A 23,308-nucleotide genomic window follows, 5' to 3' on the forward strand; every position below is an offset into this window, starting at 1 on the left:
AACGGCGTGGGGGTCGGTTCTCAGCAGGGGCGTCGCCGGATGTCACAGAGGCACTCCACGTCGAAGGTCCCGGGGCCACACCGCCCCAGCGCGCAGACCGTACCAAGGGGGCATCGGCGCAGGTCCACCACGTCGGACGCGTCTGTCCTGTTCGGACAGCCAGGTGGACAGCGACCCGTCCGCCCCGGAGCCCGGCAGACGCCTCCGGGGGTTACGAGGACCGCGGAGGCCCGGCGGCGCTCCGCCCGGAGAGGCCGGAGGACCCCCGTGGGGCGTCCGCGACCTCGACGGCGAGCCGGTCCAGCTCGCGGGCCGCGTCGGCCTGCGGGGCACCACCACCGCGGTGGGCGGGCCACCACCACGCAGCCGTCGGCGGGCTGGGTGGGTCCGGGTATCGGTCGAGCAGCTCCTCGACGAGGCTCCTCAGCGCCTCGTGCAGCCTGCCCGTCAGCTCGGCCGGCGTCTCCCCCGGTCGTGGCGACAGCGGCTCGCCGACGACGACACCCACCCATCGACCGCGTCGCAGGGACCAGCGGGGGCCGACGGTGGACACACGGTGCAGGCCCCAGTGCGCCACCGGCACGAGCGGCGCCCCGGTCCGCAGGGCGAGGAAGGCGGCTCCGTCCTTGAGGTCGGCGCGGTCCTTGAGGGCGAAGGCATGCCCCACGGTCGCCTCGGGATAGACGCCGACGACCTCGCCACGGGCGAGGGCGCGAGCGGCCGTCCGGGCGGCGGCCGCTCCGGAGCGCCGGTCGACCGGGATGTGGCGCATCGCCCTCATGAGGGGGGACGCGACCGGCCACCGGAAGACCGCCTGCTTGGCCATGAACCGGACGAGGCGGCCCCGGTCCACGGCGGGGACCCCGACGACGAGAAAGTCGACGAAGCTCTGGTGGTTGGCCGCGAGGACGGCCGGGCCGCTCGCCGGCACGTGCTCGGCGCCGCGGACGTCGAGACGCAGCCCGAGCAGCCTGAAGGCGAGCCGGGCCACGCGCACGACCACGCGGTACACGACATCGTTCACGGCCGTCGTTCGGCGCATGCCACCTCGGTGGATGTCCACCCTGGCCACCCACCGGGCGCCGCCTGCGGACCGGCGGGTAGCGTCCGTCGGGCGCCGTCCCCCGCCCCGGCGTCCGCCGGTGAGACGTGGAGGTGCAGATGCGAACGGCGCCTTCGCACCGTCCTGCCGTCGGCGTCGTCGCGCTGGGCATCGTCGTCCTCGCGCTCTCCCTGCGTGGCCCGATCGTCGCGGTGACGCCGGTGCTCTCGCAGGTGGCCGACGACCTCGGTCTCGGCCGGGGAGGCGCCGGCCTTCTCGCCACCCTGCCCGTCCTCGCGTTCGCGGTCCTCTCCCCCGCCGCCGCACTGGTCATCCGGCGTCTGGGACCGGAGGCCGCGGTGGTCCTCGCGCTCGGCGGGGTGCTGGTGAGCCAGCTCGTGCGGTCGGTCCCGACGGCACCGACCGTGTTCGCCGGCACCATCGGTCTCGGCGTGGCCATCACCGTGGGAAACATCGTCGTGCCGGTCCTCATCCAGCGAGACGTCGCACCAGCCCGGGTGGGGGCGATGACCGGTCTCTACGCCGCGGTGCTCAACGTCGGCACCCTGCTCACGACGCTCGCGACCGCGCCGCTCGCGGCGCTCGTCGGCTGGCCCGGCGCGCTGGCGTCCTGGGCGTCCCTCGCCGTCGTGGGTCTCGTCGTCTGGGCGGTCATCCTGCGCCGCAGGCCCGCTGTACCGGAGGACCATCGGGCTTCGCCCGCCCCGGCCGAGCGCGCGCCCTCGCGGCCGGTCACGCGGCTCGGCGTCACCTGGCTGCTGGGGCTGACGTTCTGCGTGCAAGCGTTCTCCTACTTCGGGTTCACGACCTGGCTGCCCACGTACCTCGTCGACACCACCGGCTCCGCCCCGACCGGTGCGGGGGCCCTGGCCTCCACGTTCCAGGCGTGGGGCATCCTCGGCAGCCTGCTCGTACCCGTGCTCGCGCGGCTCACCGACCCGCGCTGGACGGCCGCCGTGGTGGGGAGCCTGTGGGTGTCGCTGTCGGTCGGTGTGGTCCTCGCTCCCGGTGCCCTCAGCCTCTGGCTGGCGCTCGGCGGGGTCGCGCAGGCCGGCGGTTTCGTCGTCGTGTTCAGCACGGTCGCGTACGCCGCACGGGACTCCCGCGAGACGGCGGGCATGTCCGCGCTCGTGCAGAGCCTCGGCTACGTCGCCGCGGCTGGCGCCGGCCCGGCCCTCGGCGCGCTCCACACCGTCACCGGGGCGTGGGACGTGCCGCTGCTCCTCCTCGTCGGCACGACCTCTCTCTACGCCGTCCTGTCGGTCACCGCCGTGCTGCAGGTGCAGCGTAGGGCCGTCCCCGACGTCGCACCTCGCTGACCCGCGTCCGGGCGTCCGCCGGGCCATCGACGCCTCACCCCGGTGGGGCCGGCGCCGTCTCTCCGGCGCTCCCCTCGCTCTGCGCCTCCAGGCGGATGACGTGGAGCACGGCGTTGATGAGCGCGAGATGGGTGAACGCCTGGGGGAAGTTGCCGAGATGCTGGCCACTGTGCGGGTCGATCTCCTCGCCGTACAGCTCCAGGGGGCCGGCGAACGAGAGCAGCTTGGCGCACAGCTTGCGGGCCTTGCGGAACTCCCCGATCTCGCACAGCGCCGAGACCAGCCAGAACGAGCAGATCGTGAAGGACCCCTCCTCGCCGCTGAACCCGTCGTCGGTCTCCTCCACCTTGTAACGCAGGACGAGACCGTCAACCGTCAGCTCCTTGCGGATCGCCATGACCGTCGCCCGGATGCGTGGGTCGTCAGGGGGCAGGAAGCGGACGAGCGGCGCCAGGAGCAGGGAGGCGTCGAGGGCACTGCTGCCGTAGTACTGGGTGAGGACGCCACGGTCGTCGACGCCGTGTTCGAGGATGTCGTCCTTGATCTCCTGGGCGGCGCGCTCCCACTCCTGCGCCTTCGCGGTCTCACCGCTCGTCCGGGCGAGCTTTGCGCCGCGGTCGACCGCGACCCAGCACATGATCTTCGAGGAGGTGAAGTGCTGGAGCTCGCCCCGGACCTCCCAGATCCCCGCGTCCGGCTCCCGCCAGTGCTCGAGGGCCTTGGCGACCTGGACGTCGAGGATGGGCCAGATGCGGTTGTCGAGGTGGTCCGCGGCCCGTGCGTGCAGGTAGACCGAGTCGAGCAGCGCGCCCCAGACGTCGTGCTGACGCTGGGCGTAGGCGGCGTTGCCGATCCGCACCGGTCGTGACCCCGCGTACCCGGGCAGGTGGTCCAGCTCCTCCTCGGTGAGCTCGGACTCCCCACCGATGCCGTACATGATCTGGAGGTCGTCGTCGCGCTCGGCGAGGTCGGCGATGAAGGAGAAGAAGTCCACGGCCTCCCAGTCGAACCCGAGCGAGTACATCCCCCACAGCGCGAAGGTGGAGTCACGCATCCAGCTGAAGCGGTAGTCGTAGTTGCGGCTGCCTCCGGGGGTCTCGGGCAGTGACGCACTGCCCGCGGCGACCACCGCCCCGGTGGGGGCGTAGGTGAGCCCCTTGAGCGTGAGGGCACTGCGCTGCAGGTAGCTGCGCCAGGGGTGGTCGGGGAAGCGCCCGCGGGCCAGCCAGTGCTGCCAGTGGTGTGCCGTCCACACCTGTTTGGCGTACGCCTCCTCGTAGGTCGTCGGCGGGACGGCGCCGCCCCACGACAGGGCCACGAACCGGGTGTCGCCGGCCTTGAGCAAGGTTCGGCTGCTGGCCTGGCCGCCCTCGAAGCCGAGCATCATGTCGGTCGTCAGGGTGAGCCGGACGTCCGACCCCTCGGCGCGGGCCTCACCCTGGTGGTAGCCCTCCCCGGTGTACTCCCAGGTCACCGGTGAGCGGCCGTAGTCGAGCACCGGCTCGCAGTCCATGACGGTCTGCACCTCGCCGGTCACGCATCGGACCGTGCGCAGGAGGATGTGCTCCGCCTCGTAGTCGGTCGGGGTGCGGGCATAGGTGCGCGAGCGGTCCTCCTCGTGGTGCCACGGCCCGAGGAGCAGGACGTCACGCACGATCATCCACCCGGTCGGGCTGCCCCAGCTCGTCTCGAGCACCATCGTCCCGGGCAGGTACCGGCGGTCGGCCGGGACGCGCACGTCGAGCGGCGTGAGCCGGAACCGGCCCGCCCGCTTCCCGAGCACGGCCCCGAACACGCTCGGGGAGTCGAACCGCGGCACGCACATCCAGTCGACGGAGCCGCCGGGTGACATCAGCGCCGACACCTCGCCGTCGCTGAGGAACCCGTAGTCGCCGATGGGCACGGTGTCCGCGACCGGGGTGGGGGTGGTCGCGTGCGGCCTGTCGCCGTTCATCGGCCCAGCATCTCGGTGAGCTGGGGAACCTGCAAGGGAAACCCGCTCTCGCCCGTCCGCGCCGTGCGTGGGCAGCAGCTCCACCGGGTCTGCGTCCCGACGATCGTGGGTACCCGTCGTCCTGGCCCGGTGCTCCGGTCCTGGACGACGGGTCACGCCGCGACCCACGGCGGCGCGGGCGTCACCCGCAGGTCGGGTCGTTCGGCTGGGCCGGCACGTCGACCGCGTCCCAGGCAGCCCTCACCGAGGTGAAGGCTCGACAGCTGGGATCGAGGTTCTTCGCCGCGGTGAGGGTCCAGGTGCGGTAGGTCAGGTAGGACGAGGCACTGGTCTTCATCAGCATCGCGTTGTAGAAGATCCGGATCGCGGAGGCGACGCCGATGCCGGTGACCACGTCGCCGTTGCACCGCGAGGTGCCGCCCGCGGAGAGCAGGTAGAACCAGTGGTTGCCCGGTCCGGCGTCGCGGTGGGGCGAGGACGACGGGATGGCGGTCGACCAACAGGCCGGCTGTCCCTTCGAGGCGGGGTCGGCCATGTCACGGATCGGACCCTCGCCGTAGAAGTCCACCTGTTCCGCGATCGTCCAGTCCGGGGTGTCGTAGGGCGCGGGCTGGGCGTCGTACCACTCGGCGGATGCGCCGAAGACGTCGGCCACGAACTCCCTCGTACCACTGCGGGACAGGCCGCTGGGCGTGTAGTCGTCGACGCCGTGACCGAGCTCGTGGCTGACGACGTCGACCGATGCCGACCAGTGGTGCTCGGGGGTGCCGGTGTAACCGATGGACACCCCGCTCCGGGACCAGAAGGCACCGATGAAGCGTTCGTCGTCGAGTCCGACGAGCATGGGGGCGAAGCCACCGGAACCGTCGACACCGTCGCGGCCCGCCCACTGCGCGAGCATGCCCGCCATCTGCTGGGCAGCGTAGAGGGCGTCGACGCACGCGGTCTCCTTGTCGGCGGGGTCGCCGTTGCCCCAGACGTCGTCGGGTCCGGTGAACATCTCTCTCGTCGTGTAGTCCTGACAGTTCAGTGAGGGTGTGTCGGGGTCCTGCATGACGTAGGTGCCACCGCTGTTCCTGGTGGGGAAGGTCACCGGGTTGGGGCCCGAGTTGGCGGCGGTGCCGGTACCCGCGGCCACCAGCTCTGCGGTCTCCAGGACGGAACCGGTGCCCGCGTCGACGTAGACCAGCTGCTGGGAGGGCATGCCGGCGTCGACGCCCCGGACCTCGGTCTCCCAGGCGAGCTCGGCCCCTCCGTCACGGTGCCACAGGACCAGCTGTGGCTCGCCGACGTCGGCCACCTCGTCGAGCACGTCCCGAGACGTGGCAGCGGCGGTCTTCGCCATGATGCGCGGTGTGGTGGTGGCCGGTCTCACCGGCGCCTCCTGGGCGACCGTCGAGCCGATCACGGACCCGTCGCTCCCGGTGATCACGACGAAGTCTCCGCCGATGACGGGCAGACCGTCGTGGGTGCGTTCGTAGGCCACGGTGTGGATGCCGGCGCCACCGGGCCAGGTACCCACGCGGTGCACGACGTCACGGGTGGCCTTCTCGATCGTGCTCGGATGGTCGGCCACCCAGGCGGCCGCGCGGTTCTGGGCCAGGGCCTTCGGCGAGGGCTCGGCCGCGACGGAGGGCGCCACCGTGGGGGCGACCAGTGCGCTCGCGCAGAGGACCACCGTGGAGGGTAGAGCCAGGATCGATCTGTTCATGTGCTGTTCCCATCTCGTGCAAGGCCCTCCCGCGCAACGGGACCGGGCAGGTCGAGCGGCCGTGGATGCGCGGCCGTTCCCATCGAAGTGGACAGATGTGAATGCTCGACCAACAGGGAGCGGACCGCACGTCGAGCCGGTGTGTCATGACGAGGAACCGGCAGCATCCGGGGCGTGGGCGGACACCACGGGCGGTCGGTGAGGTCATGGCCGGGGCGGACCCGGGGGGCATCCGCCCCCTCCCTCCCTGGGGGTGACAGGGACAGGATCCGAGGCGCACCGGCGGCTACCGTGACGACCATGGCCCTCGACGTGAACCACCTCGGCGCGTACCTGCGTGCCCGCCGGGGGCTCGTGTCGCCCGAGCAGGTCGGCATCACCACGCTGGGGCCGCGGAGGGTGCAGGGTCTGCGTCGCGAGGAGGTGGCCATGCTCGCCGGCATCAGCGCCGACTACTACCTGCGCCTGGAACAGGGTCGCGACCGGCACCCCTCCGCGCAGGTGCTCGAGGCCCTCGCGACCGCCCTGCAGCTCGACGACGAGAGCACCTCGTACCTGCTCGGTCTGCGGGCCGAGAGGCCCCGGCGCACCCGCCGGGTGAGACGTGAGGTGGTGCCGCAGGGCACCCTGTCCCTCGTCGCGACGCTGTCGATGCCGGCGTTCGTCGAGGGCCGGTACCTCGACGTGCTGGCCAGCAACCGGCTCGCGGTGGCGCTCTCACCCCGCCTGGAGGTGGGCGGCAACCGGCTACGGGACGTGTTCCTCGACGAGCAGGAGCAGGCCATGTTCCCGCAGCACGACCGCGCTGCCGCGGGGCTGGTCGCCGGGTTCCGTGCGTCGGTCGGTTCGGACACCGACGACCCCCGGGTCATCGAGCTGGTGGGCGAGCTGTCCCTGGCGAGCCCGCTGTTCCGCAGGCTGTGGGCACGACACGATGTCGGGCCCCGGCAGGGCGGGGTCGTCCCCTTCATGCACCCCCAGGTGGGAGAGCTCCGGCTGATCCGCGAGAAGCTCCTCATCGGCGGCACCGACCGCATGATGCTCGTGATCTACCACGCGGACGTCGGCAGCGCGGCAGCCGAGAAGCTCGCGCTGCTGGCATCGATGTCCGCCGAGGCGAGCGGGGGTCGCACACCGCACGAGGACGGCGTCGCCCGCGCGCGTCCCTGACGCGACGAGCGGCCCCTGACCTGCGTCTCCGCAAGCCAGGGGCCGTTCGAGATGGTGGGCGACACCGGGATCCCAACCCCTGTACCTGAGAATGGTCTCAGCCCGACCACGCCCTGGCAAAGGCCCAGCGTCCGCGCGAGCCCGCTGTCGTCGATCCGCCGCCACCGCCTCGTCCTGTCAGCCGGAGGACATGGAGACCGAGGTCACCACGTCCCGATTTGGCCCAGGGCCACGCCGTTGAGATCATCGAGGCAGGATCCAGATGGGTCTCCGGACGAGGGGTGCCGTACCCGGTCAGCGACAAGACGGTGCCGAGGAGACCACCATGTCCTGGCTCGTTCTTGTCATCTCCGGGATCCTCGAGGCCGTGTGGGCCACCGCCCTCTCCCGCTCCGAGGGCTTCACCCGCCCGATACCTTCCGTGGTGTTCGGCGTCGCCCTCCTCCTCAGCATGGGCGGGCTCGCCTACGCGATGAAAGGGCTCCCCGTCGGCACGGCCTACGCGGTCTGGGTCGGTATCGGGGCGGCACTCACCGTGGGGTATGCGATGGCTACCGGCGCCGAGACCGCCTCTGTCGTCAAGATCCTGCTCCTCGTCGGCATCGTCGGCTGCGTCGTCGGCCTGAAGCTCCTTCACTGACGCCGGCCCGCGCGTGGGAGGTGTCAGTCGGCCGCGGTCTCCGCCAGCGCCTCGGCCGCGGCGTCGCGTCGGTAGTACCGCACCAGAGTGACGACCCGCGCGCCGGACTCCACGAGCAGAAAGCCCAACAGCAGCGCGACGATCGACGCGAACACCGTCCCCTCGGGCAGGGCGTCCAGCTCCGCGACTAGCTTGACGACGATCAGCAACCCCAGCGCCGCGACCGACTCGACGCTGTACCGGAGAACAAGTCCCTTGTGCTCCGGCACCGACCCCACGTACGTGCTCCGCGCCCGATACAGCCCGAACACCGCGCCGATCACTGCTCCGGCGAGCGCCACCCCCAGGTGCAGCGGGGTGTGCGCGATGTCCTCCGCCAACAACGACCCCACGATGACCAGCGCCAACACCGGCTCGAGCGCCTGCATCCGCACCGTCCGAAAGCGCTCGTTCGACGCCAGGCGCTCCTGCAAGCCCAGATCCGAACGCACGATCTCCCGACCGCGCTTGAGCTCGCGGGCGATCAGCGCGATGACACCGAGGACGACGATCGATGACGAACCTTCCATGCTGTCCCTTCTGTGTTCCCGTGCAGCCACTCGGCGAGGTTCAGGAGCCGGACGAGGGGGCCGGGTGCCCCTCGGACGTCTGGACGACGACGATGCCCTCGCCGCTCAGCGCGAGCTGGTACGCCTCTCCCGACCCGCGACCGACGACGGCGCCGAGCTTCGCGGTCTTGCGGACCGACGACTGCAGGCCCCCGGACCAGAGCACCGCCGACTGCATGTCGACGAACGTCGGCATGTCCACCCGCAGCACCGGGTTCCCGTAGGTGAGCACCGCGACCATTCCCGACCCGGAGAACGTCGTGCGCCTGCTTGAACAGCTTCGCCGCCCCGCCGGCGCCCTCGTACGAGAAGTCGACGTCCCCCTGGTAGGGGGACCATCGACCCCTGCATCGCGTAGAAGAAGCCCCCGGTGCCGGTGAGGTCCACCTTGAGCATCCGGGGGTTCTGGAGCATGAACCGTCCCGGCTCGCCGTGTCGTTCCGCCCGACCCAGGAGGTCTCCGCGCATGACGAGACGCTACCGCCATCCGTCACACGCCGCTGGGTGCACCGCGACGTCACCCCGGTGCGGAAGACTCGCCCGCTACCGCTCGCTCGCCAGTGGTCGGGACCTGCCGGAAGCATCGGACACGATGGGCGATAAAAACGGGCCCCTGTCCTACGTCTCCGCAGGCCAGGGGCCGTTCGTGATGGTGGGCGATACTGGGTTTGAACCAGTGACCTCTTCCGTGTCAAGGAAGCGCGCTACCACTGCGCCAATCGCCCGTGGGGTTACTACTCGAGGTGGAGACGGGATTTGAACCCGTGTACGCGGCTTTGCAGGCCGCTGCCTCGCCTCTCGGCCACTCCACCGTGGGGGCGGCTAAACCCTCCGAGCGGATGACCGGCCTCGAACCGGCGACCTCAACCTTGGCAAGGTTGCGCTCTACCAACTGAGCTACATCCGCGCGCGCCGGGCGGTGTCCCCTTTCGGAACCCCTCTCGGCGTGCTCCGAGACAGTAGCCGATCCGCCGGACGTTTTCCAAACCGGCGCAGGCCCGGTCGACGACCCGTTCAGCGGTCGGACTCGACCGCTCCGACGGTGTCCGGCGCGGCGACCTCCTCGCGGCTCGCGTTGGCGCTCGCCAGGGGTGTCAGCGGCCGGTTCGCCGCCTCGCGCAGCGACCGCAGGTCGAGGTCGTCGTCGAGGGTCTCGGAGCTCGCGTACCCCTCGAACGGGTCGCTCCAGACCGGCCCCCGACGGCGCGCCCGGCCGAGCAGCTGCTGCACCCGGTCGATGAGCCTCGTGTGCAGCGCCCTGCCCTCCTCGTGCGGCCACAGCTCGCGGATCGCGGCGTTCAGCGCCGCCCCGATCAGCACGGCGATCGCCAGCGCGTAGAGCCAGATGAGGATGACGATCGGCGCGGACAGCGGCCCGTAGATGGACGACCCGCCGAGCGAGGCCGCGATCGACCCGCGGACGACGAACGAGGCGATGGCCCAGATAACGAGCGTGAGCACGGCACCGGGCACGTCCCGGGTCCACGGCGACCGGCGCGGCGTCGACACGTGGTACAGGCTCGTGAGGCCACCCACCGTGAGCACGGTGACGAGCGGCCAGTACAGGAGCACGATCGGGTCCCAGGGGTCGGGCAGGAAGCCCTCGATGATCGTCGGGCCGAGGAGGACCAGCGGGATCGTGATGATCCCCAGGACGAGCGAGATGACGTAGAGCGAGAACGACAGGGCGCGGGTCTGCACGATGCCGCGCACACCCGACTGGCCGTACATGATCGAGATCGTGTCGACGAACACGTTGAGCGCCCGCGAGCCCGACCACAGCGAAAGGACGAACCCGATCGAGAGCAGGTCGGCGCGGCCGCCGTCGAGCACGTCGTCGACCGTCGGCCCGAGGACGGAGTCGATGACCTGCGGGGTGAGGAACTGCTCGGCGTAGACGAGGATCGCCCGGCGCACCTCGTCGACCGTGTCGCGGCCGAACGCGCTCTGCAGGTAGCCCAGGCCACCGAAGAGCCCGAGGACGAGCGGCGGGAGCGAGAGCAGCGCGAAGAAGCCGGCCTCCGAAGCCAGGCCGGTGACGCGGTAACGCAGGCAGACCCTGGTGGTCACGACGGTGAGGCGGGCCAGGGTGAGTGCCCCCGGGACCCGCGCCACGGCCCTGCGCACGCGTCGTTTCGCGTCCGTCATGTGGCCCACGGTATCCGCCCGGCACCCCAACGGTCCGCACCCACGAGGTCACGAAACAGTGTCCGCCGCGTGCCGACCACGACGGTCCCGGTCCCGTGACACCGCCGGCGGAGCCACTTCCGCCCGCCCGGCACCGACGCGCAGGCCCGCCGTGCCTCCGTACCCCGGGGACGGACCTCAGGGGGTCCTCGCGAGGCGCTCCTTCTGCTCCTCGACGTCGAAGTCGGCCTCCGGCCACTGCGGGTCCATCCCCTCGAGCGCCTCGAGCAGCAGGTTCGTCACGGCGAGCCGGGCGTACCACTTGCGGTCGGCCGGGACGACGTGCCACGGCGCGACGCCGGTGGAGCACTTCTCGAGGGCCGCCTCGTAGGCCTCCATGTACTCGGCCCAGTGGCCACGCTCGTCGATGTCCCCGGGGTTGAACTTCCAGTGCTTGTCGCCGCGGTCGAGCCGTTCGCCGAGGCGCTCCTTCTGCTCGTCGCTGCTGATGTGCAGCATGACCTTGACGACCGTCGTCCCGGTGTCGACGACCTCCTCCTCGAAGCGGTTGATCTGCGCGTAGCGACGCGACCACTGCGCCCGCGGGACGAGGTCGTGGACCCGCACGATGAGGACGTCCTCGTAGTGCGAGCGGTCGAAGACGCCGATCATCCCGGGGCCGGGCAGCGCCTTGCGGATCCGCCACAGGAACGGGTGGCGCCGCTCCTCGGCGCTCGGCGCCTTGAACGCCGTGATCTTCACGCCCTGTGGGTCGACCGCCCCGACGACGTGCCGCATGACCCCGCCCTTGCCGGCGGTGTCCATGCCCTGGATGACGAGCAGCACCGAGCGCTCGCCGCCACCCCTGGACTCGGCGAACAGCCGCTCCTGGAGGTCGGTCAGCCGGGCCTGGAGCTCTGCCATGACCTCCTCGGCGTCCTTCTTCTTCCCGTCGAAGCCCGGGGTCGAGCGGGGGTCGAGCTCGGCGAGCGAGACGCCCGGCTCGGCGCGCAGGACATCGGACCACGAGCGTGCCTCGACGGCGTCGTCCCGCCGGGCGGCCGCTGCCTCGGCCTTCTTCCGCTCGGCCTTGCGCTTCGCCTTGCCGGTGAGCTCGGCCGCGTCGACCTGCTTCTTCTTCGTCTTCTTCCCCTTGCCCATGCCGGCCATCCTGACACCTGCGCTGCGAGGATGGGGCGGTGCGCGTGCTCCTCGACCCCCGCCGACCCACCTCGCCCGGAGCCCGGGTGACCGCCGCGGACCTCGTCGGTCTCTACGCGCCGCCGGCACGCCGCCGCTGGGTGCGCTCGAACATGGTGAGCACGCTCGACGGCTCGGCCACGGGCGCCGACGGACGCAGTGGCTCGGTCAACACCCCCTCCGACCACCGCGTCTTCGCCGTGCTGCGGGACCACGCGGACGCCGTCCTCGTCGGCGCCGGCACGGTCCGGGACGAGGGGTACACCCGGCTGTCCCCGACCCGCCGCTCCCCCGTGCCCGCGGCACTCGTCGCCGTCACGCGCAGCGGCCGGGTGCCCGAGGGGCTACGCACCCCCACCGACGGCCGCGGCGCCGGGCTGCTCGTCACCTGCTCCGCGGCCGGCGAGCGCAGGCTGGGCCGCGCCCGTTCCGTCCTCGGCGACGAGAACGTCCTCGTCCGCGGCGACGACACCGTCGACCTCCCCGCGGCTCTCGACGCCCTCGCCGAGCGCGGGCTGCGCCGGGTGCTCCTCGAGGGCGGCCCGTCACTGCTCGGCACGGCCCTCGCGGCCGGGGTCGTCGACGAGATGGCGCTCTCGCTCGTCCCGCGCGTCGTCGGCGGCGACAACCCGCGGATCGTCGCCGGCCCGCCGCTCACGGCACCGGACGGGGTCGCGCTGCGGCCCCACCTGCTCCTCGAGGAGTCCGGGACGCTCTGCGGGCTGTGGCGGACGCGCTGACCCGTGGGCGGCGGCTCCGCCGACGACGCTCAGCCGGCCGCGTAGGCGGCGACGAGGTCCTCCCAGCGCGCCGGCTCGGTGTTCCACTCCTTGCAGTGCCGCGCGAGCCGCCACTCCTCGAAGGTGACGAGGTCCGGGCGGGCCTGCGCCAGGGCGAGGGACGGCCCGAACGGGACGAACTCGTCGTCGGCCGAGTGGATGAGCAGCACCCGGTGGCGCAGCTCGTCCGCGCGGTGCACCCAGTCGGTGAGCGCGAGGTCGACGCCCTCGTGGACGCCGACGAGCCGGTGCCCCCACCGCTGACGCATCATCGCGCGGGCGAGCGAGCCCACCGGGCGCGGGATGTGGTGCTCCCGGGCGTGGTGGGCGAGGACGTCACCCCAGTCGACGACGGGCGCGTCGAGGACGACCCGGGACACCATCTCCGCCCGGGGCGAGCGGTCGAGGAGCTGGAGGACGATCGCTCCACCCATCGACCAGCCGCCGAGCAGGATCTCCGTGGCCCCGCGCGCGGCGGCGTACCCGAGGGCGGCGTCGACGTCGCGCCACTCCGAGAGCCCGAGCGCGTAGCGGCCGTCCGGCCCGGCCGGCACCCCGTGGTCGTTGCGGTAGCTCGGGACGAGGCAGGTCCACCCCTGGGCGTGCAGCGGCGGGATCATCCGCAGCGCCTCCTCGAGGCGCGCGCCCCGGCCGTGCACGAGGACGGCCCACCGCGAGCCCGGCCCCCCCGGCGGCGGGACGAGCCACGCGGGCATCGAGCCGAGCTCGCCGTCGTACGTGACGTGCTCGGTCGGGAGGCCGAGGCTGTCGTCGGGCGGCGCCGCGTAGAAGTACTGGTTCCATCGGGCCGGGCCCGGGCCGATGTCACCTGCGTCGACCCCGAGGAGCTCGCGGGTCACGAGCCCGGCGGCGGCATCGAGCTCGAGGACGTCGCCGAGCCTGGCGTGCCCGGCGCCACCGGAGGTCCACAGGCCGTAGCGCCCGGGGACGACGGTCTCTGCGTTCGTGTCGAGGACGACGGCGCGCCCGTCCGCGCACCGCACGACGACATCGTCGGGTCGGTGGGCGTCCGGCGTGAGCACCCGGCGGGCGAAGTACGCGGCCGCGGTGAGCGACCCGGCCGCGGACGCGACGACCGTCGTGCCGCCGACCGCGGCACCGGCGACCGCGGCCACCTTGGCGCGGCTCGGCCCGCTGCGCCCCGTGGTCACGGGCCCTCGCCGGCGAGGACGGCGGAGAGGTCGTAGGACACGGGCTCGTCGAGCTGGTCGTAGGTGCAGTCGGCAGGGTCCTTGTCGGGCCGCCACCGGACGAACTGCGCGGTGTGCCGGAACCGCACGCCCTCCATGTGGTCGTACCGGACCTCGACGACCCGCTCGGGGCGCAGCGGCACGAACGACAGGTCCTTGCCGGCGGCCCACCGGCTGCCGGCGGCGTTCTGCGGGGTGCGGGTGCCCTCCACCTGCCTCGCCCACGCCCACGGGTGGTGGTCGAAGTCCGTGACGAGCGGCTGGAGCTCCTCGAACAGCTCCGTGCGGCGGGCCATGGGGAACGCCCCGATGACCCCGACCGAGAGCAGCGAGCCCTCGGCGTCGTGGATGCCGAGCAGCAGGCTGCCGATGGCGTCCGGGCCCGACTTGTGCACCCGGTAGCCCGCGACGACGCAGTCGGCGGTGCGCTCGTGCTTGACCTTGAGCATCGTGCGCTTGTCCGGCTCGTACGTGCCGTCCGCCGGCTTGGCGACGAGACCGTCCAGCCCCGCACCCTCGAACTCGGTGAACCACCGGGCGGCGGTCTCCCGGTCGGTCGTCGCCGGGGTGACGTGGACCGGCGGCCGTGCGTCACCCAGCGCCTCCTCGAGCAGGGCACGACGTTCCGCGAACGGACGGCCCGTGAGGTCGTCCTCGCCGAGGGCCAGGAGGTCGAAGGCGACGAACCGGGCCGGGGTCTCCGTGGACAGCTTCGTCACCCGGCTGGCCGCGGGATGGATGCGCTGGCTCAGGAGCTCGAAGTCGAGGCGGTCCTCCCCCGGCCGGACGACGACGATCTCGCCGTCGACGACGCACTGGTCGGGCAGGTTGGCCAACGCCGCCTCGACGAGCTCGGGGAAGTAGCGGGTCATCGGCTTCTCGTTGCGGCTGCCGATCTCGACCCGGTCCCCGGACCGGAACACGATCGAGCGGAAGCCGTCCCACTTCGGCTCGTAGACGACCTCGGTGTCCTGGAGCGCCTTGGCATCCAGCCCCTTGACCGGCTTCGCCAGCATGGGCGGCACCGGCGGGACGACCGGCATCCCCCACTCCTCGCGCAGCGCGGCGTCGCGCTCCGCCTTCGGAGCCATGTACTCGTCGTCCGCCTTGTCCTGGCGCCGCTTGGACGGCTGCACCCGCGGCGGCTCGCCGGGCATCTTGGGGTAGTCGGGAGGGAAGCTCAGCTCGCCGAGACCCCGCTCGGCGACGTCCCGGTCCCACAGGGCGATGGCGGACGCGACGTCACCGACCGCGTCGTCGATGCCGGCCCAGGCGTCGCCGCGGTCCTCGAGGACGTCCGGGACGGTGAGCACCGTGAAATCCCCGGGAACGACGGTCGTGAGCTCCTCCCAGGTGACCGGCATCGAGACCGGAGCCCCGGCCAGCGGCCGCGGGCTGTAGGCGGAGGCGATCGTGCGGTCGCGGCAGGCCTGGTTGAAGTCGACGAAGACCCGCTCGCCACGCTCCTCCTTCCACCACGACGCCGTGACGAGGTCGGGCAGCCGGCGCTCGAGCTCGCGGGCGATGCCGATGACGCCGTGCCGGACGTCGAGGAACTCGTGGGTGGGCGCGACCCGGGCGTAGACGTGCACGCCGCGGTTGCCGCTCGTCTTCGCCCAGGCGGTCAGCCCGAGCTCGGCCATGAGCTCCCGCAGGGCCTGGGCGGCCTCGACCGCGTCGGAGAACGTCCGGCCCGGCTGCGGGTCGAGGTCGATGCGCAGCTCGTCCGGGTTGTCGTTGTCGGCCGTCCGCACCGGCCAGGGGTGGAACGTCACGGTGTTCATCTGGACCGCCCAGACCGCCGTGGCGACCTCGTCGACGACGACCTGGTCGTGCCGCCGACCGCTCGGGTAGCGACAGCGCGTGGTGCGCACCCAGTCGGGCATCCCCTTGGGCGGGTTCTTCTGGTAGAACTCCTCGGCCTCGATGCCCTCGGGGAAGCGCTGGAGGGTGACCGGACGGTCGCCGATGTGCTGGACGAGCGCGTCGCCGACGGCCATGACGTAGCCCGCGAGGTCGCCCTTGGTGATGCCGGCGTCCGGCCACATGACGCGGTCGGGACTGCTGAGCCGGATCTCCCGGCCCCCCTTCGGGCCCTCGACCTCGACGATCTGCGCATCGGCCATGAGCGCGAGCCTACTGAGCCGCACCGACCGCCGTGTCACGGGAGATGACGCGGCCCATTCGGCCGGCCGCGGCGGGAACCATCGACGCGCCGCCGGTGTTGGGACGGACATGACGATGAAGCCGACCGACCGCGAGTACACGGTGACGAAGTCCGACGCGCAGTGGCGCGAGCAGCTCTCGCCGCAGGAGTTCCAGGTGCTGCGTGAGGCCGGCACCGAGCGACCCTTCACGGGCGAGTACACCGACACGAGGACCGAGGGCGTCTACGCGTGCCGGGCCTGCGGCACCGAGCTCTTCCGGTCCGACACGAAGTTCGAGAGCCACTGCGGGTGGCCGTCCTTCTACACGCCGCTGGCGGGTGAGTCGGTCGAGCTCATCGAGGACCGCACGCTCGGCATGGTGCGCGTCGAGGTCCGGTGCGCCACGTGCGGCAGCCACCTCGGCCACGTCTTCGAGGGCGAGGGCTACGACACCCCCACCGACCAGCGCTACTGCATCAACTCGATCAGCCTCACCCTGCACCCCACCGACGCCGGGGCCGGCTGAGCCGTCGCGGCGTCAGCGGCCGGCGCTCACCACGTCCCGCCCGGCCCCGGTGGCGCCGGCGGGGTCTCCGAGGTGTCGGGGCCGCCCTCCACCGTGCGGCGGGCCTCCTCGATCTCGGTGTCCGACATCTGCTCGTAGCGCTCCCACCCGGCGTCGGCCAGCGGTCCGACGAAGGACCCGACCGCACCCTCGCGGGCGACGTCGCGCAGCGACGCCCTCCCCTCGAGGACCGCGCGGAGGCGGTCCGCCACCGGCGGGTCGGCCGCGTCGCGCAGCGTCTCGAGCGAGCGCCGCAGGGCGCGGTCGAGGTCCGGCCGGTCGGCCAGGCCGGGCAGCAGGGGTCCGTGGGACGGTCGGTCGGTCACGGTCTACACCGCCTTGTTGTCGTAGTCGCCGGGGAGCGAGACGTGCAGCGCCGAGTCGAGGTTGGCGCTGTACACGACCACGACGCCGAGCGAGGCGTTCGCGATCTGGAAGGCGGCGTCGATGGCGTCGACGACCTGCTTCACCTTGAGGACCGCCGCGGCGATGGACGCGGCCGCCGCACCGCTGCCGATGAGACCACCCGCCCCGGTCCAGGAGGTCGCGGCGGCCGCTGCGAGGGAGGCCGCCGCACACAGGACGAGGTCGAACACCGCCTCGATGCCGTCCTCGACGGACTTGCCGCACTCGTAGACGCCGAACGCCATCTCGTTGCAGTTGTCGGCGATGTGGTCGAGGTCCGCGGACAGACCGCGCATCTGGGCCGAGAGGCCGGCGAAGTAGACGCCCATGGCGTCGGCCGCCTCGCCCTTCCACCCGCTCCGCGCGAGCCCGACGCCCGAGTCGAGCTTGTCGGCATAGGTCTCGCAGAACTTCGACAGGTTGCGATAGGCCCCCGCGGTCCGTGACACGTCCTGCCAGTCGCCCGCGAGCATGTCGGACCACGCGGTGGGGATGTCGTCCCCACCCATGTGGGTCCACGCGGTGAGCGCGAACTTCCCGAGCGAGGGAACCTTGTCGCGGGCCCCGAGGATGGCGTCCCACTCGGCGGGGATTGCCTCCTCGGGCGACGGCTCGAACAGCCATCCGCTCGGGTCGTACCCTCCGCCGCCCGCCGGCGTGTACGCCATCAACGGCTCCAGTACGAGCTGTCGATGGCACTCGCGGCGTCGCGGTCGGTCGACCGGTACTCCCGCTTGGAGGCGACGACCTCGTCGGCGGCGCGTCCCGAGATCTCCGACAGGCGCCCGAAGACGTCCGTGAGCCGGTCCTGGGAGGCCAGCGCGACATCGGCCAGCTTGACCATGAGCCCGCTGCCCGACGAGTCGACGTCCCCGTGGGCCTGCACGTACGCCACGGCGTTGTCGGCGTCGGCCCGCAGCTCGTCGAGCGCCTCGTGCAACGGCGTCAGGGCGTCGGGCCGCACGGAGAACCGCTCGTTGCGGCTCCCGCTGCCGTGGGTGTCCTGGTCCCGCATGTGTCCCCTCCGTGGTCGGTGCGCCGGTCGGCGCCATCGTGCCCCAGGACGCCCCCCGGATCGATGGGGACGGCTCCCCCACCGGTCGAACGGACGACCCTCGGGCAGCGGTCTCAGCGGAGGCGGGCCACCAGGTCACGGACCTCGACGCGCGGGCCCGTGTAGAACGGCACCTCCTCGCGCACGTGCCGCCGGGCGCCCGAGGCCCGCAGCTCGCGCATGAGGTCGACGATGCGGTGCAGCTCGTCCGCCTCGAAGGCCAGGACCCACTCGTAGTCCCCGAGCGCGAACGACGCGATGGTGTTGGCCCGCACGTCGGGGTAGTCGCGCGCCATCCTGCCGTGCTCGACGAGCAGCGCACGCCGCTCCTCGTCCGGGAGCAGGTACCACTCGTAGGAGCGCACGAAGGGGTAGACGCATACGTAGTCGCGTGCCTCCTCGTCGGCCATGAACGCGGGGATGTGGCTCTTGTTGAACTCGGCGGGCCGGTGCAGTGCCGCCGCCGACCACACGGGCTCGAGCGCCTGCCCGACCACGGTGCGCAGCAGCCGGTGGTAGCCGTCCTGGAGCGCCTCGATCGTCTCGGCGTGCCACCACACCATGAGGTCGGCCTCGGCCCGCAGGCCCGCGACGTCGTACAGGCCGCGGACGACGACGTCCCGCGCGCCGAGCTCGTCGAACAGCGCCTCGACCTCGCCGGCGAGTGCGTCGCGATCGGCGTCGCCGAGCGGCTCGGCGAGTGCGAACACCGACCACATCGAGTACCGGATGGTGTCGTTGATCTCGCGGATCCGGGCGGCGCCGGGCTTGCCCGTGCTCGGACGGGACGGGGTGCTCATCGTGCTTCTCCTCGGGAGGCGGCGGTGGACAGATGGTGGGCGACGGCGTGTGCGGCCGTCGTCGCGGAGGCGATGACCGCGGGGATGCCGACGCCGTCGTAGGAGGCCCCGGCGACCTCGACGCCCGGGAGGCGCGCGACGTCGCGGCGGACCGCGGCGACCCGCCCGACGTGACCGACGGCGTACTGCGGCAGGGCTCCCCCCCACCGTTGGACGTGGTGGTCGACGACGGGAGGCAGCGGTCGGCCGAGGAGCTCGCCGACCTCCGTGCGGGCCAGCCCGACGAGCTCGGTGTCGTCCCTCCGGAGCGCGGCGTGCTCCCCCGCCCGGCCGACCGAGGCGCGCAGGTGGACGACGTCCCGGGACAGCGCGCCGACCCAGGCCCACTTGGCGAAGGAGAAGGTCGACGCCTTGACCACCCGCCCTTCGACCGGTGGCACGAGCACCCCGGAGCCCGTCACGTCGGTCAGACCCGCACGGTGGACGGCGAGCGTCACGACGGCCGTCGAGGCCGTCTCGACCTCCCCGAGCAGGCGGGACGCCTCCGGCGCGTGCCCGGCCAGCAGCCGGCCTGCGGGAGCCGGCGGGACGGCGAGCACGACGGCGTCGGCCTCCACGGCGTCGGGCGCGGCGGCGGAGCCGACGACGAGCCGCCATCGGTCGCCGACGCGCTCCAGACCCCGGACGACGGCGCCGGTGCGGACGAGCGCGCCACGAGCGCGCAGGGCGTCCTCGACGAGCGACGCGAGCCGGCCGAGACCGCCGACGAGGCCCGCGAACGGCGGGCGCGCGGACCCGTCGGAGGCGGACGGCGCAGCCGGCCGTCCCCCGAGCAGGCTCTCACCGCGGACCGCCCGCTCCCAGAGCACCGGCATCGTCGCCTGCAGCGACAACCGCCGCGCGTGGCCGGCGTACACCCCACCGAGCAGCGGCTCGACGAGGCGGTCGACCACTGCCGGGCCGAGCCGGGCGGAGACGTACTCGCCCACCGAGACGTCCCCGCTCGGTGCACCCCCCGCCCACGGCTGCTCGTCGGCGAGCCGGGTGACCTCGTCGTCGGTGAGGATGCCGCGCGCCGAGAACGGGTCGGCGGGCACCCCCATGAGCGTCGCCCGCGGCATCGGGTACAGCGCCCCCCGGGACCAGACCGAGGCGCTCGTCGTCGCGGGCGCCACGACGTCGTCGCCCCCACCGACCCTGGCCATGAGGTCGACGGCCTCCGGGCGGACGGCGAGGACGGACTCGGCGCCGACGTCGACCCGGTGGCCCGCGACCGACTCGGAGCGCAGCTTGCCCCCCGTCCGCTCGCCGGCCTCCAGCACCGTGACGGCTGCGTCGGGGAGGGCGTCGAGCACCTCCAGTGCCGCCGCGAGACCCGCGATACCCCCGCCGACGACGGCGACGTGCGGTCGGGTCGTCACGGGCGCGGAGGACATGGCCTCAGAGTCTCACGCGTGCCGGAACCGGCCGTCGCCGGGCGACCCTGCCGGTGGGCGCGACCACACAGTGCCCGCATCGTGACCTGATCGAGACCGGCGGCCCGGAACCACCGCCCGGCCGACAGCGCCCCACCGGACGACAGCGCCCGCCGACGAAGGAGTCACCGTGCCCTCCACCGCCCGACCGACCCGACCCACGACACGCCTCGCCGGCGTCGCGGCATCCGCCCTCCTGGCCCTGGCCGCGCTCACCGCGTGCAGCGGGGCGGGCGACCAGGGCGCGGGTGGCGCCGCGGACAGCAGCGCCTCCGACGTCGGCGCCGTGAGCGAGCAGGAGCTCGCCGAGAGCGATGCCGCCGACCCCTCGGCGCCCGTACAGCGAACACAGGGCGCCGCGACCACCGACGTCGCCGCGGCCGTCGCGGACCGCAAGCTCGCCCGCCGGGCGGCCGTGTCCCTCGAGGTCGCCGACATCGCCGCCGCCGCGGACCGGCTGCGGGTCGTCGCCGCCGGCAAGGAGGGGATCGTCGTCGCCGAGGAGATGGCCGTCGAGCCAGACGCCCCCGCCGAGGACGGCACGACGTCCCCGCGTCCCTCCGGGTACGGCACGGTCACCATCGCCGTCCCGACGGACGGTCTCGACGCCACCCTGGACGAGGTCGCGAAGGTCGGCACCGTGCTGTCCCGCACCACCTCGACCGACGACGTCACGGCCCAGCTCGTCGACACCACCTCTCGGGTGAAGTCGATGCAGGCGAGCGTCGACCGGGTGCGCGCGCTCATGGCCGACGCGACCGAGCTGTCCGACGTCGTCGCCCTCGAGGCCGAGCTCTCCCGGCGTCAGGCCGACCTCGAGGCCCTCCAACAGCAGCTCGCCGGGCTCGAGGACCGGGTCGCGCTCTCCCCCGTCACGGTGAACCTCAGCACGCCGGGCGCCGAGCGGCCCGAGGAGGACCCCACCGGCTTCCTCGCCGGGCTCGCCGCGGGGTGGGACGCGTTCACGACCTCGGTGCGGCTGCTGCTCACCCTGCTCGGCGCACTGCTGCCGTTCGCCGTCGCGGGAGCGCTCGTCGTCCTCCCGCTCGTCGTGTGGCTGCGCCGCCGCCGCACCCCGGCCACCGCCACCCCGCCGCCCGCGGCGCCGAGCGCCTGACCGCCGGGCTCCCGGACCGGCTCAGCGAGCCGAGAGCTCGTGGACGAGCTCGACGACGCGGGTGACGACGTCCGGGTCGGTCTCCGGGAGCACGCCGTGGCCGAGGTTGAAGATGTGCCCCGGCGCGCTGCGCCCCTCCTCGACGATCTCGTGCACCCGCTGCTCCAGCGCCTTCCAGGGCGCGAAGAGCATCGCCGGGTCGAGGTTGCCCTGGAGGGGCCACCGCCCGCCGGTGCGCTCGAGGGCGTCGGTGAGCGAGACCCGGTAGTCGACCCCCACGACATCGGCCCCGGCCAGTCCCATGAGGGTGAGCAGCTCACCGGTGCCGACGCCGAAGTGGATACGGGGGACCTCGAGGTCGGCGACCGCGGCGAGCGCCTCGGTGGAGTGCTCCTGCACGTAGTGGCTGTAGTCGGCGCGGCTCAGCACCCCGGCCCAGGAGTCGAAGAGCTGGACCGCCGACGCCCCGGCCTCCACCTGCACGCGCAGGAACGCCCCGGAGATGCGGGCGAGCCGGGCGCACAGGTCGTGCCAGAGCGCGGGGTCGCCGTGCATGAGCGCCTTGGTGTGCTCGTGGTTGCGCGACGGCCCGCCCTCGACGAGGTAGGACGCGAGCGTGAAGGGTGCCCCGGCGAAGCCGACGAGGGGCGTGGGCCCGAGCTCGGCGACGAGGGTTCGCACCGACTCGTCGATGTCGGGCACGTCGTCCGGCACGAGGTCGCGGATCCGCTCGACGTCGGCCCGGGTGCGCACGGGCCGCTCGACCACCGGCCCGACGCCGGGGACGATGTCGAGGTCGACGCCCACGGCCGCGAGTGGCACGACGATGTCGGAGAAGAAGATCGCGGCGTCCACACCGTGCCTGCGCACCGGCTGGAGGGTGATCTCGGTGACGAGCTCGGGCCGACGGCACGCCTCGAGCATCCCGGTACCCTCCCGGATCGCCCGGTACTCCGGGAGCGAGCGACCGGCCTGGCGCATGAACCAGACCGGGGTGAACGGGACGTCGAGGCCCCGGGCGGCCCGGACGAGCGGGGAGTCGACGGCGGCCGGGGTCTGCGAGGTCGTCACCCCGCGATCCTCCCACCCCTGGCGGGCCGGAACCGTCTCGGTCAGGCCGCGATGAGCACCGCGCCGCCCACCGCGAGCCCGACACCCACCTGCTGGACGCGGCGGAGCCGCTCGTCGAGGACCACCCGGGCCAGCACCGCCGTGACGACCGGGTAGAGCGAGCCGAGGACGGACGCCACGCTCACCTGGCCGCGCGAGGACGCGACCGCGAAGAGCGCGTTCGCGCCGAGGTCCCCGCAGCCGATGACGAGCAGGCCCGGGAGCTCGCGGACCCCCACTCCTCCGGCGCTGCGCGCGAGCAACGCGACGACGAGCAGGACCGCCACCGACGTGACACGCATCCCCCAGAGGGTGAGGAGGGTGTCGTCCCGGGCTCCGCGGTCGAGCAGGTAGAGCGTCAGCCCGAAGCCGACGGCCGCCCCCACGGCGAGAGCGACGGGACGGACCGACAGCCCGGCAGCGAGCTCGGGACCGGACGCGAGGGTCACGCCGAGCACCGCGACGGCCATACCGGCCCAGGCCGAGGCGGACGGGCGCTCCCCACCCGCGACCCCGAGGACCACCGGCACGACCACGCCGAGCCCGGCGATCGGCGCGATGACCCCCATCGTCCCGGCGGACAGCGCCGTGTAGAAGCAGAGGAGGCCGCCGAGCCCGGCGACGCCCGCACCGACCGCCCAGGGTGTCCACGGCCCGGTGGCCGGGACACCGTGCACGACGGCCACGACGAGGGTGAGGACGACGAGCGCCAGGCCCTGCGTCCAGCCGACGACGGCCACCGGCCGACGTCGGCGCGAGGCCATCCCCGCGAGGAAGTCCGAGGCGCCCCAGATGAGCGACGAGCCGAGGGCCAGGAGGCTGAGCACGCGCGCACTGTATCCGCGGGACGGGG

Annotated in this window: 22 protein-coding genes, 3 tRNA genes and 1 riboswitch; of the genes, 6 read left to right on the forward strand and 19 right to left on the reverse strand. The window is 73.0% G+C overall.

Annotation, left to right across the window (positions count from 1 at the left end):
- Positions 1–211 precede the first annotated feature (211 nt).
- Positions 212–1,042 (reverse strand): 1-acyl-sn-glycerol-3-phosphate acyltransferase, encoded by an 831-nt coding sequence (locus JQN72_RS06760; RefSeq protein ID WP_204134406.1) that lies wholly within the window; start codon positions 1,040–1,042, stop codon positions 212–214.
- Positions 1,043–1,161: 119 nt separating this feature from the next.
- Between JQN72_RS06760 and JQN72_RS06765 the strand changes: the two genes are divergently transcribed.
- Positions 1,162–2,382 (forward strand): CynX/NimT family MFS transporter, encoded by a 1,221-nt coding sequence (locus JQN72_RS06765; RefSeq protein ID WP_204134407.1) that lies wholly within the window; start codon positions 1,162–1,164, stop codon positions 2,380–2,382.
- A 34-nt stretch (positions 2,383–2,416) separates the two neighbouring features.
- Here the strand turns inward: JQN72_RS06765 and JQN72_RS06770 are convergent, their stop codons facing one another.
- Positions 2,417–4,336 carry a glycoside hydrolase family 15 protein gene (locus tag JQN72_RS06770; protein ID WP_204134408.1) on the reverse strand — a complete coding sequence of 640 codons (1,920 nt, stop codon included), beginning with the start codon at positions 4,334–4,336 and terminating at the stop codon, positions 2,417–2,419.
- A 181-nt stretch (positions 4,337–4,517) separates the two neighbouring features.
- On the reverse strand, positions 4,518–6,047 hold the full coding sequence (locus JQN72_RS06775) for a M4 family metallopeptidase (RefSeq protein WP_204134409.1): 1,530 nt from the start codon (positions 6,045–6,047) through the stop codon (positions 4,518–4,520).
- 300 nt (positions 6,048–6,347) lie between these two features.
- Here JQN72_RS06775 and JQN72_RS06780 point away from each other — a divergent pair, with 300 nt between their 5' ends.
- Both JQN72_RS06780 and JQN72_RS06785 read left to right on the forward strand, forming a co-directional pair.
- A complete protein-coding gene (locus tag JQN72_RS06780) occupies positions 6,348–7,217 on the forward strand; it encodes a helix-turn-helix domain-containing protein (protein ID WP_204134410.1) in 870 nt (289 codons plus the stop codon).
- Positions 7,218–7,468: 251 nt separating this feature from the next.
- A riboswitch (guanidine-III (ykkC-III) riboswitch) is annotated at positions 7,469–7,532 on the forward strand.
- 10 nt (positions 7,533–7,542) lie between these two features.
- The gene (locus JQN72_RS06785; RefSeq protein ID WP_204134411.1) at positions 7,543–7,857 is read left to right on the forward strand and encodes a multidrug efflux SMR transporter; all 315 of its coding nucleotides are present in this window, start codon (positions 7,543–7,545) and stop codon (positions 7,855–7,857) included.
- 23 nt (positions 7,858–7,880) lie between these two features.
- Here the strand turns inward: JQN72_RS06785 and JQN72_RS06790 are convergent, their stop codons facing one another.
- The 7 genes from JQN72_RS06790 to JQN72_RS06820 form a co-directional block, all read right to left on the reverse strand.
- Entirely contained in the window at positions 7,881–8,426 is a 546-nt protein-coding gene (locus tag JQN72_RS06790) for a hypothetical protein (protein ID WP_204134412.1), read from the reverse strand.
- Positions 8,427–8,466: 40 nt separating this feature from the next.
- Positions 8,467–8,952, reverse strand: a complete 486-nt coding sequence (locus JQN72_RS18695) for an AIM24 family protein (protein WP_255541736.1) — start codon at positions 8,950–8,952, stop codon at positions 8,467–8,469.
- A 163-nt stretch (positions 8,953–9,115) separates the two neighbouring features.
- Positions 9,116–9,190, reverse strand: a tRNA-Val gene (locus JQN72_RS06800).
- Between the two features lie 16 nt (positions 9,191–9,206).
- Positions 9,207–9,277, reverse strand: a tRNA-Cys gene (locus tag JQN72_RS06805).
- A 22-nt stretch (positions 9,278–9,299) separates the two neighbouring features.
- Positions 9,300–9,372: transfer RNA gene (locus JQN72_RS06810), tRNA-Gly, on the reverse strand.
- 107 nt (positions 9,373–9,479) lie between these two features.
- Positions 9,480–10,613 carry a YihY/virulence factor BrkB family protein gene (locus JQN72_RS06815; protein WP_204134414.1) on the reverse strand — a complete coding sequence of 378 codons (1,134 nt, stop codon included), beginning with the start codon at positions 10,611–10,613 and terminating at the stop codon, positions 9,480–9,482.
- Positions 10,614–10,790: 177 nt separating this feature from the next.
- Complete coding sequence (locus JQN72_RS06820; protein WP_204134415.1) at positions 10,791–11,753, reverse strand: polyphosphate kinase 2 family protein; 963 nt, start codon at positions 11,751–11,753, stop codon at positions 10,791–10,793.
- A gap of 38 nt (positions 11,754–11,791) precedes the next feature.
- Between JQN72_RS06820 and JQN72_RS06825 the strand changes: the two genes are divergently transcribed.
- Positions 11,792–12,532 (forward strand): dihydrofolate reductase family protein, encoded by a 741-nt coding sequence (locus tag JQN72_RS06825; protein ID WP_204134416.1) that lies wholly within the window; start codon positions 11,792–11,794, stop codon positions 12,530–12,532.
- Positions 12,533–12,561: 29 nt separating this feature from the next.
- On the opposite strand, the gene JQN72_RS06830 is transcribed toward JQN72_RS06825, so the two are convergent.
- The gene (locus JQN72_RS06830; RefSeq protein WP_307812479.1) at positions 12,562–13,743 is read right to left on the reverse strand and encodes an alpha/beta fold hydrolase; all 1,182 of its coding nucleotides are present in this window, start codon (positions 13,741–13,743) and stop codon (positions 12,562–12,564) included.
- Positions 13,740–15,908: an ATP-dependent DNA ligase gene (locus JQN72_RS06835; protein WP_204134417.1), complete on the reverse strand. Its 2,169-nt coding sequence runs from the start codon at positions 15,906–15,908 to the stop codon at positions 13,740–13,742. The genes JQN72_RS06830 and JQN72_RS06835 overlap by 4 nt, the downstream gene beginning before the upstream one ends.
- A gap of 109 nt (positions 15,909–16,017) precedes the next feature.
- Between JQN72_RS06835 and msrB the strand changes: the two genes are divergently transcribed.
- Positions 16,018–16,455, forward strand: coding sequence for a peptide-methionine (R)-S-oxide reductase MsrB (gene msrB / locus JQN72_RS06840; RefSeq protein WP_204134418.1), 438 nt, complete (start codon positions 16,018–16,020; stop codon positions 16,453–16,455).
- Positions 16,456–16,481: 26 nt separating this feature from the next.
- Here msrB and JQN72_RS06845 read toward each other — a convergent pair whose 3' ends face one another.
- From JQN72_RS06845 to hemG, 5 genes are all read right to left on the reverse strand, one after another.
- Entirely contained in the window at positions 16,482–16,820 is a 339-nt protein-coding gene (locus tag JQN72_RS06845; protein WP_204134419.1) for a hypothetical protein, read from the reverse strand.
- Between the two features lie 3 nt (positions 16,821–16,823).
- Complete coding sequence (locus JQN72_RS06850; protein ID WP_204134420.1) at positions 16,824–17,567, reverse strand: WXG100 family type VII secretion target; 744 nt, start codon at positions 17,565–17,567, stop codon at positions 16,824–16,826.
- Positions 17,567–17,914, reverse strand: coding sequence for a hypothetical protein (locus JQN72_RS06855; protein ID WP_204134421.1), 348 nt, complete (start codon positions 17,912–17,914; stop codon positions 17,567–17,569). Before JQN72_RS06855 ends, JQN72_RS06850 begins: the two co-directional genes overlap by 1 nt.
- A gap of 113 nt (positions 17,915–18,027) precedes the next feature.
- A complete protein-coding gene (hemQ, locus tag JQN72_RS06860; RefSeq protein WP_204134422.1) occupies positions 18,028–18,753 on the reverse strand; it encodes a hydrogen peroxide-dependent heme synthase in 726 nt (241 codons plus the stop codon).
- Positions 18,750–20,189: a protoporphyrinogen oxidase gene (gene hemG / locus JQN72_RS06865; RefSeq protein ID WP_204134423.1), complete on the reverse strand. Its 1,440-nt coding sequence runs from the start codon at positions 20,187–20,189 to the stop codon at positions 18,750–18,752. Before hemG ends, hemQ begins: the two co-directional genes overlap by 4 nt.
- Positions 20,190–20,358: 169 nt before the next feature.
- Between hemG and JQN72_RS06870 the strand changes: the two genes are divergently transcribed.
- Entirely contained in the window at positions 20,359–21,345 is a 987-nt protein-coding gene (locus JQN72_RS06870) for a DUF4349 domain-containing protein (RefSeq protein ID WP_204134424.1), read from the forward strand.
- 21 nt (positions 21,346–21,366) lie between these two features.
- Here the strand turns inward: JQN72_RS06870 and hemE are convergent, their stop codons facing one another.
- Both hemE and JQN72_RS06880 read right to left on the reverse strand, forming a co-directional pair.
- A complete protein-coding gene (gene hemE / locus JQN72_RS06875; RefSeq protein WP_204134425.1) occupies positions 21,367–22,416 on the reverse strand; it encodes a uroporphyrinogen decarboxylase in 1,050 nt (349 codons plus the stop codon).
- A gap of 41 nt (positions 22,417–22,457) precedes the next feature.
- On the reverse strand, positions 22,458–23,282 hold the full coding sequence (locus JQN72_RS06880) for a DMT family transporter (protein ID WP_204134426.1): 825 nt from the start codon (positions 23,280–23,282) through the stop codon (positions 22,458–22,460).
- Positions 23,283–23,308: the final 26 nt, after the last annotated feature.

This window comes from Phycicoccus sp. CSK15P-2 (genome assembly GCF_016888005.1).
GTDB lineage: Bacteria > Actinomycetota > Actinomycetes > Actinomycetales > Dermatophilaceae > Phycicoccus.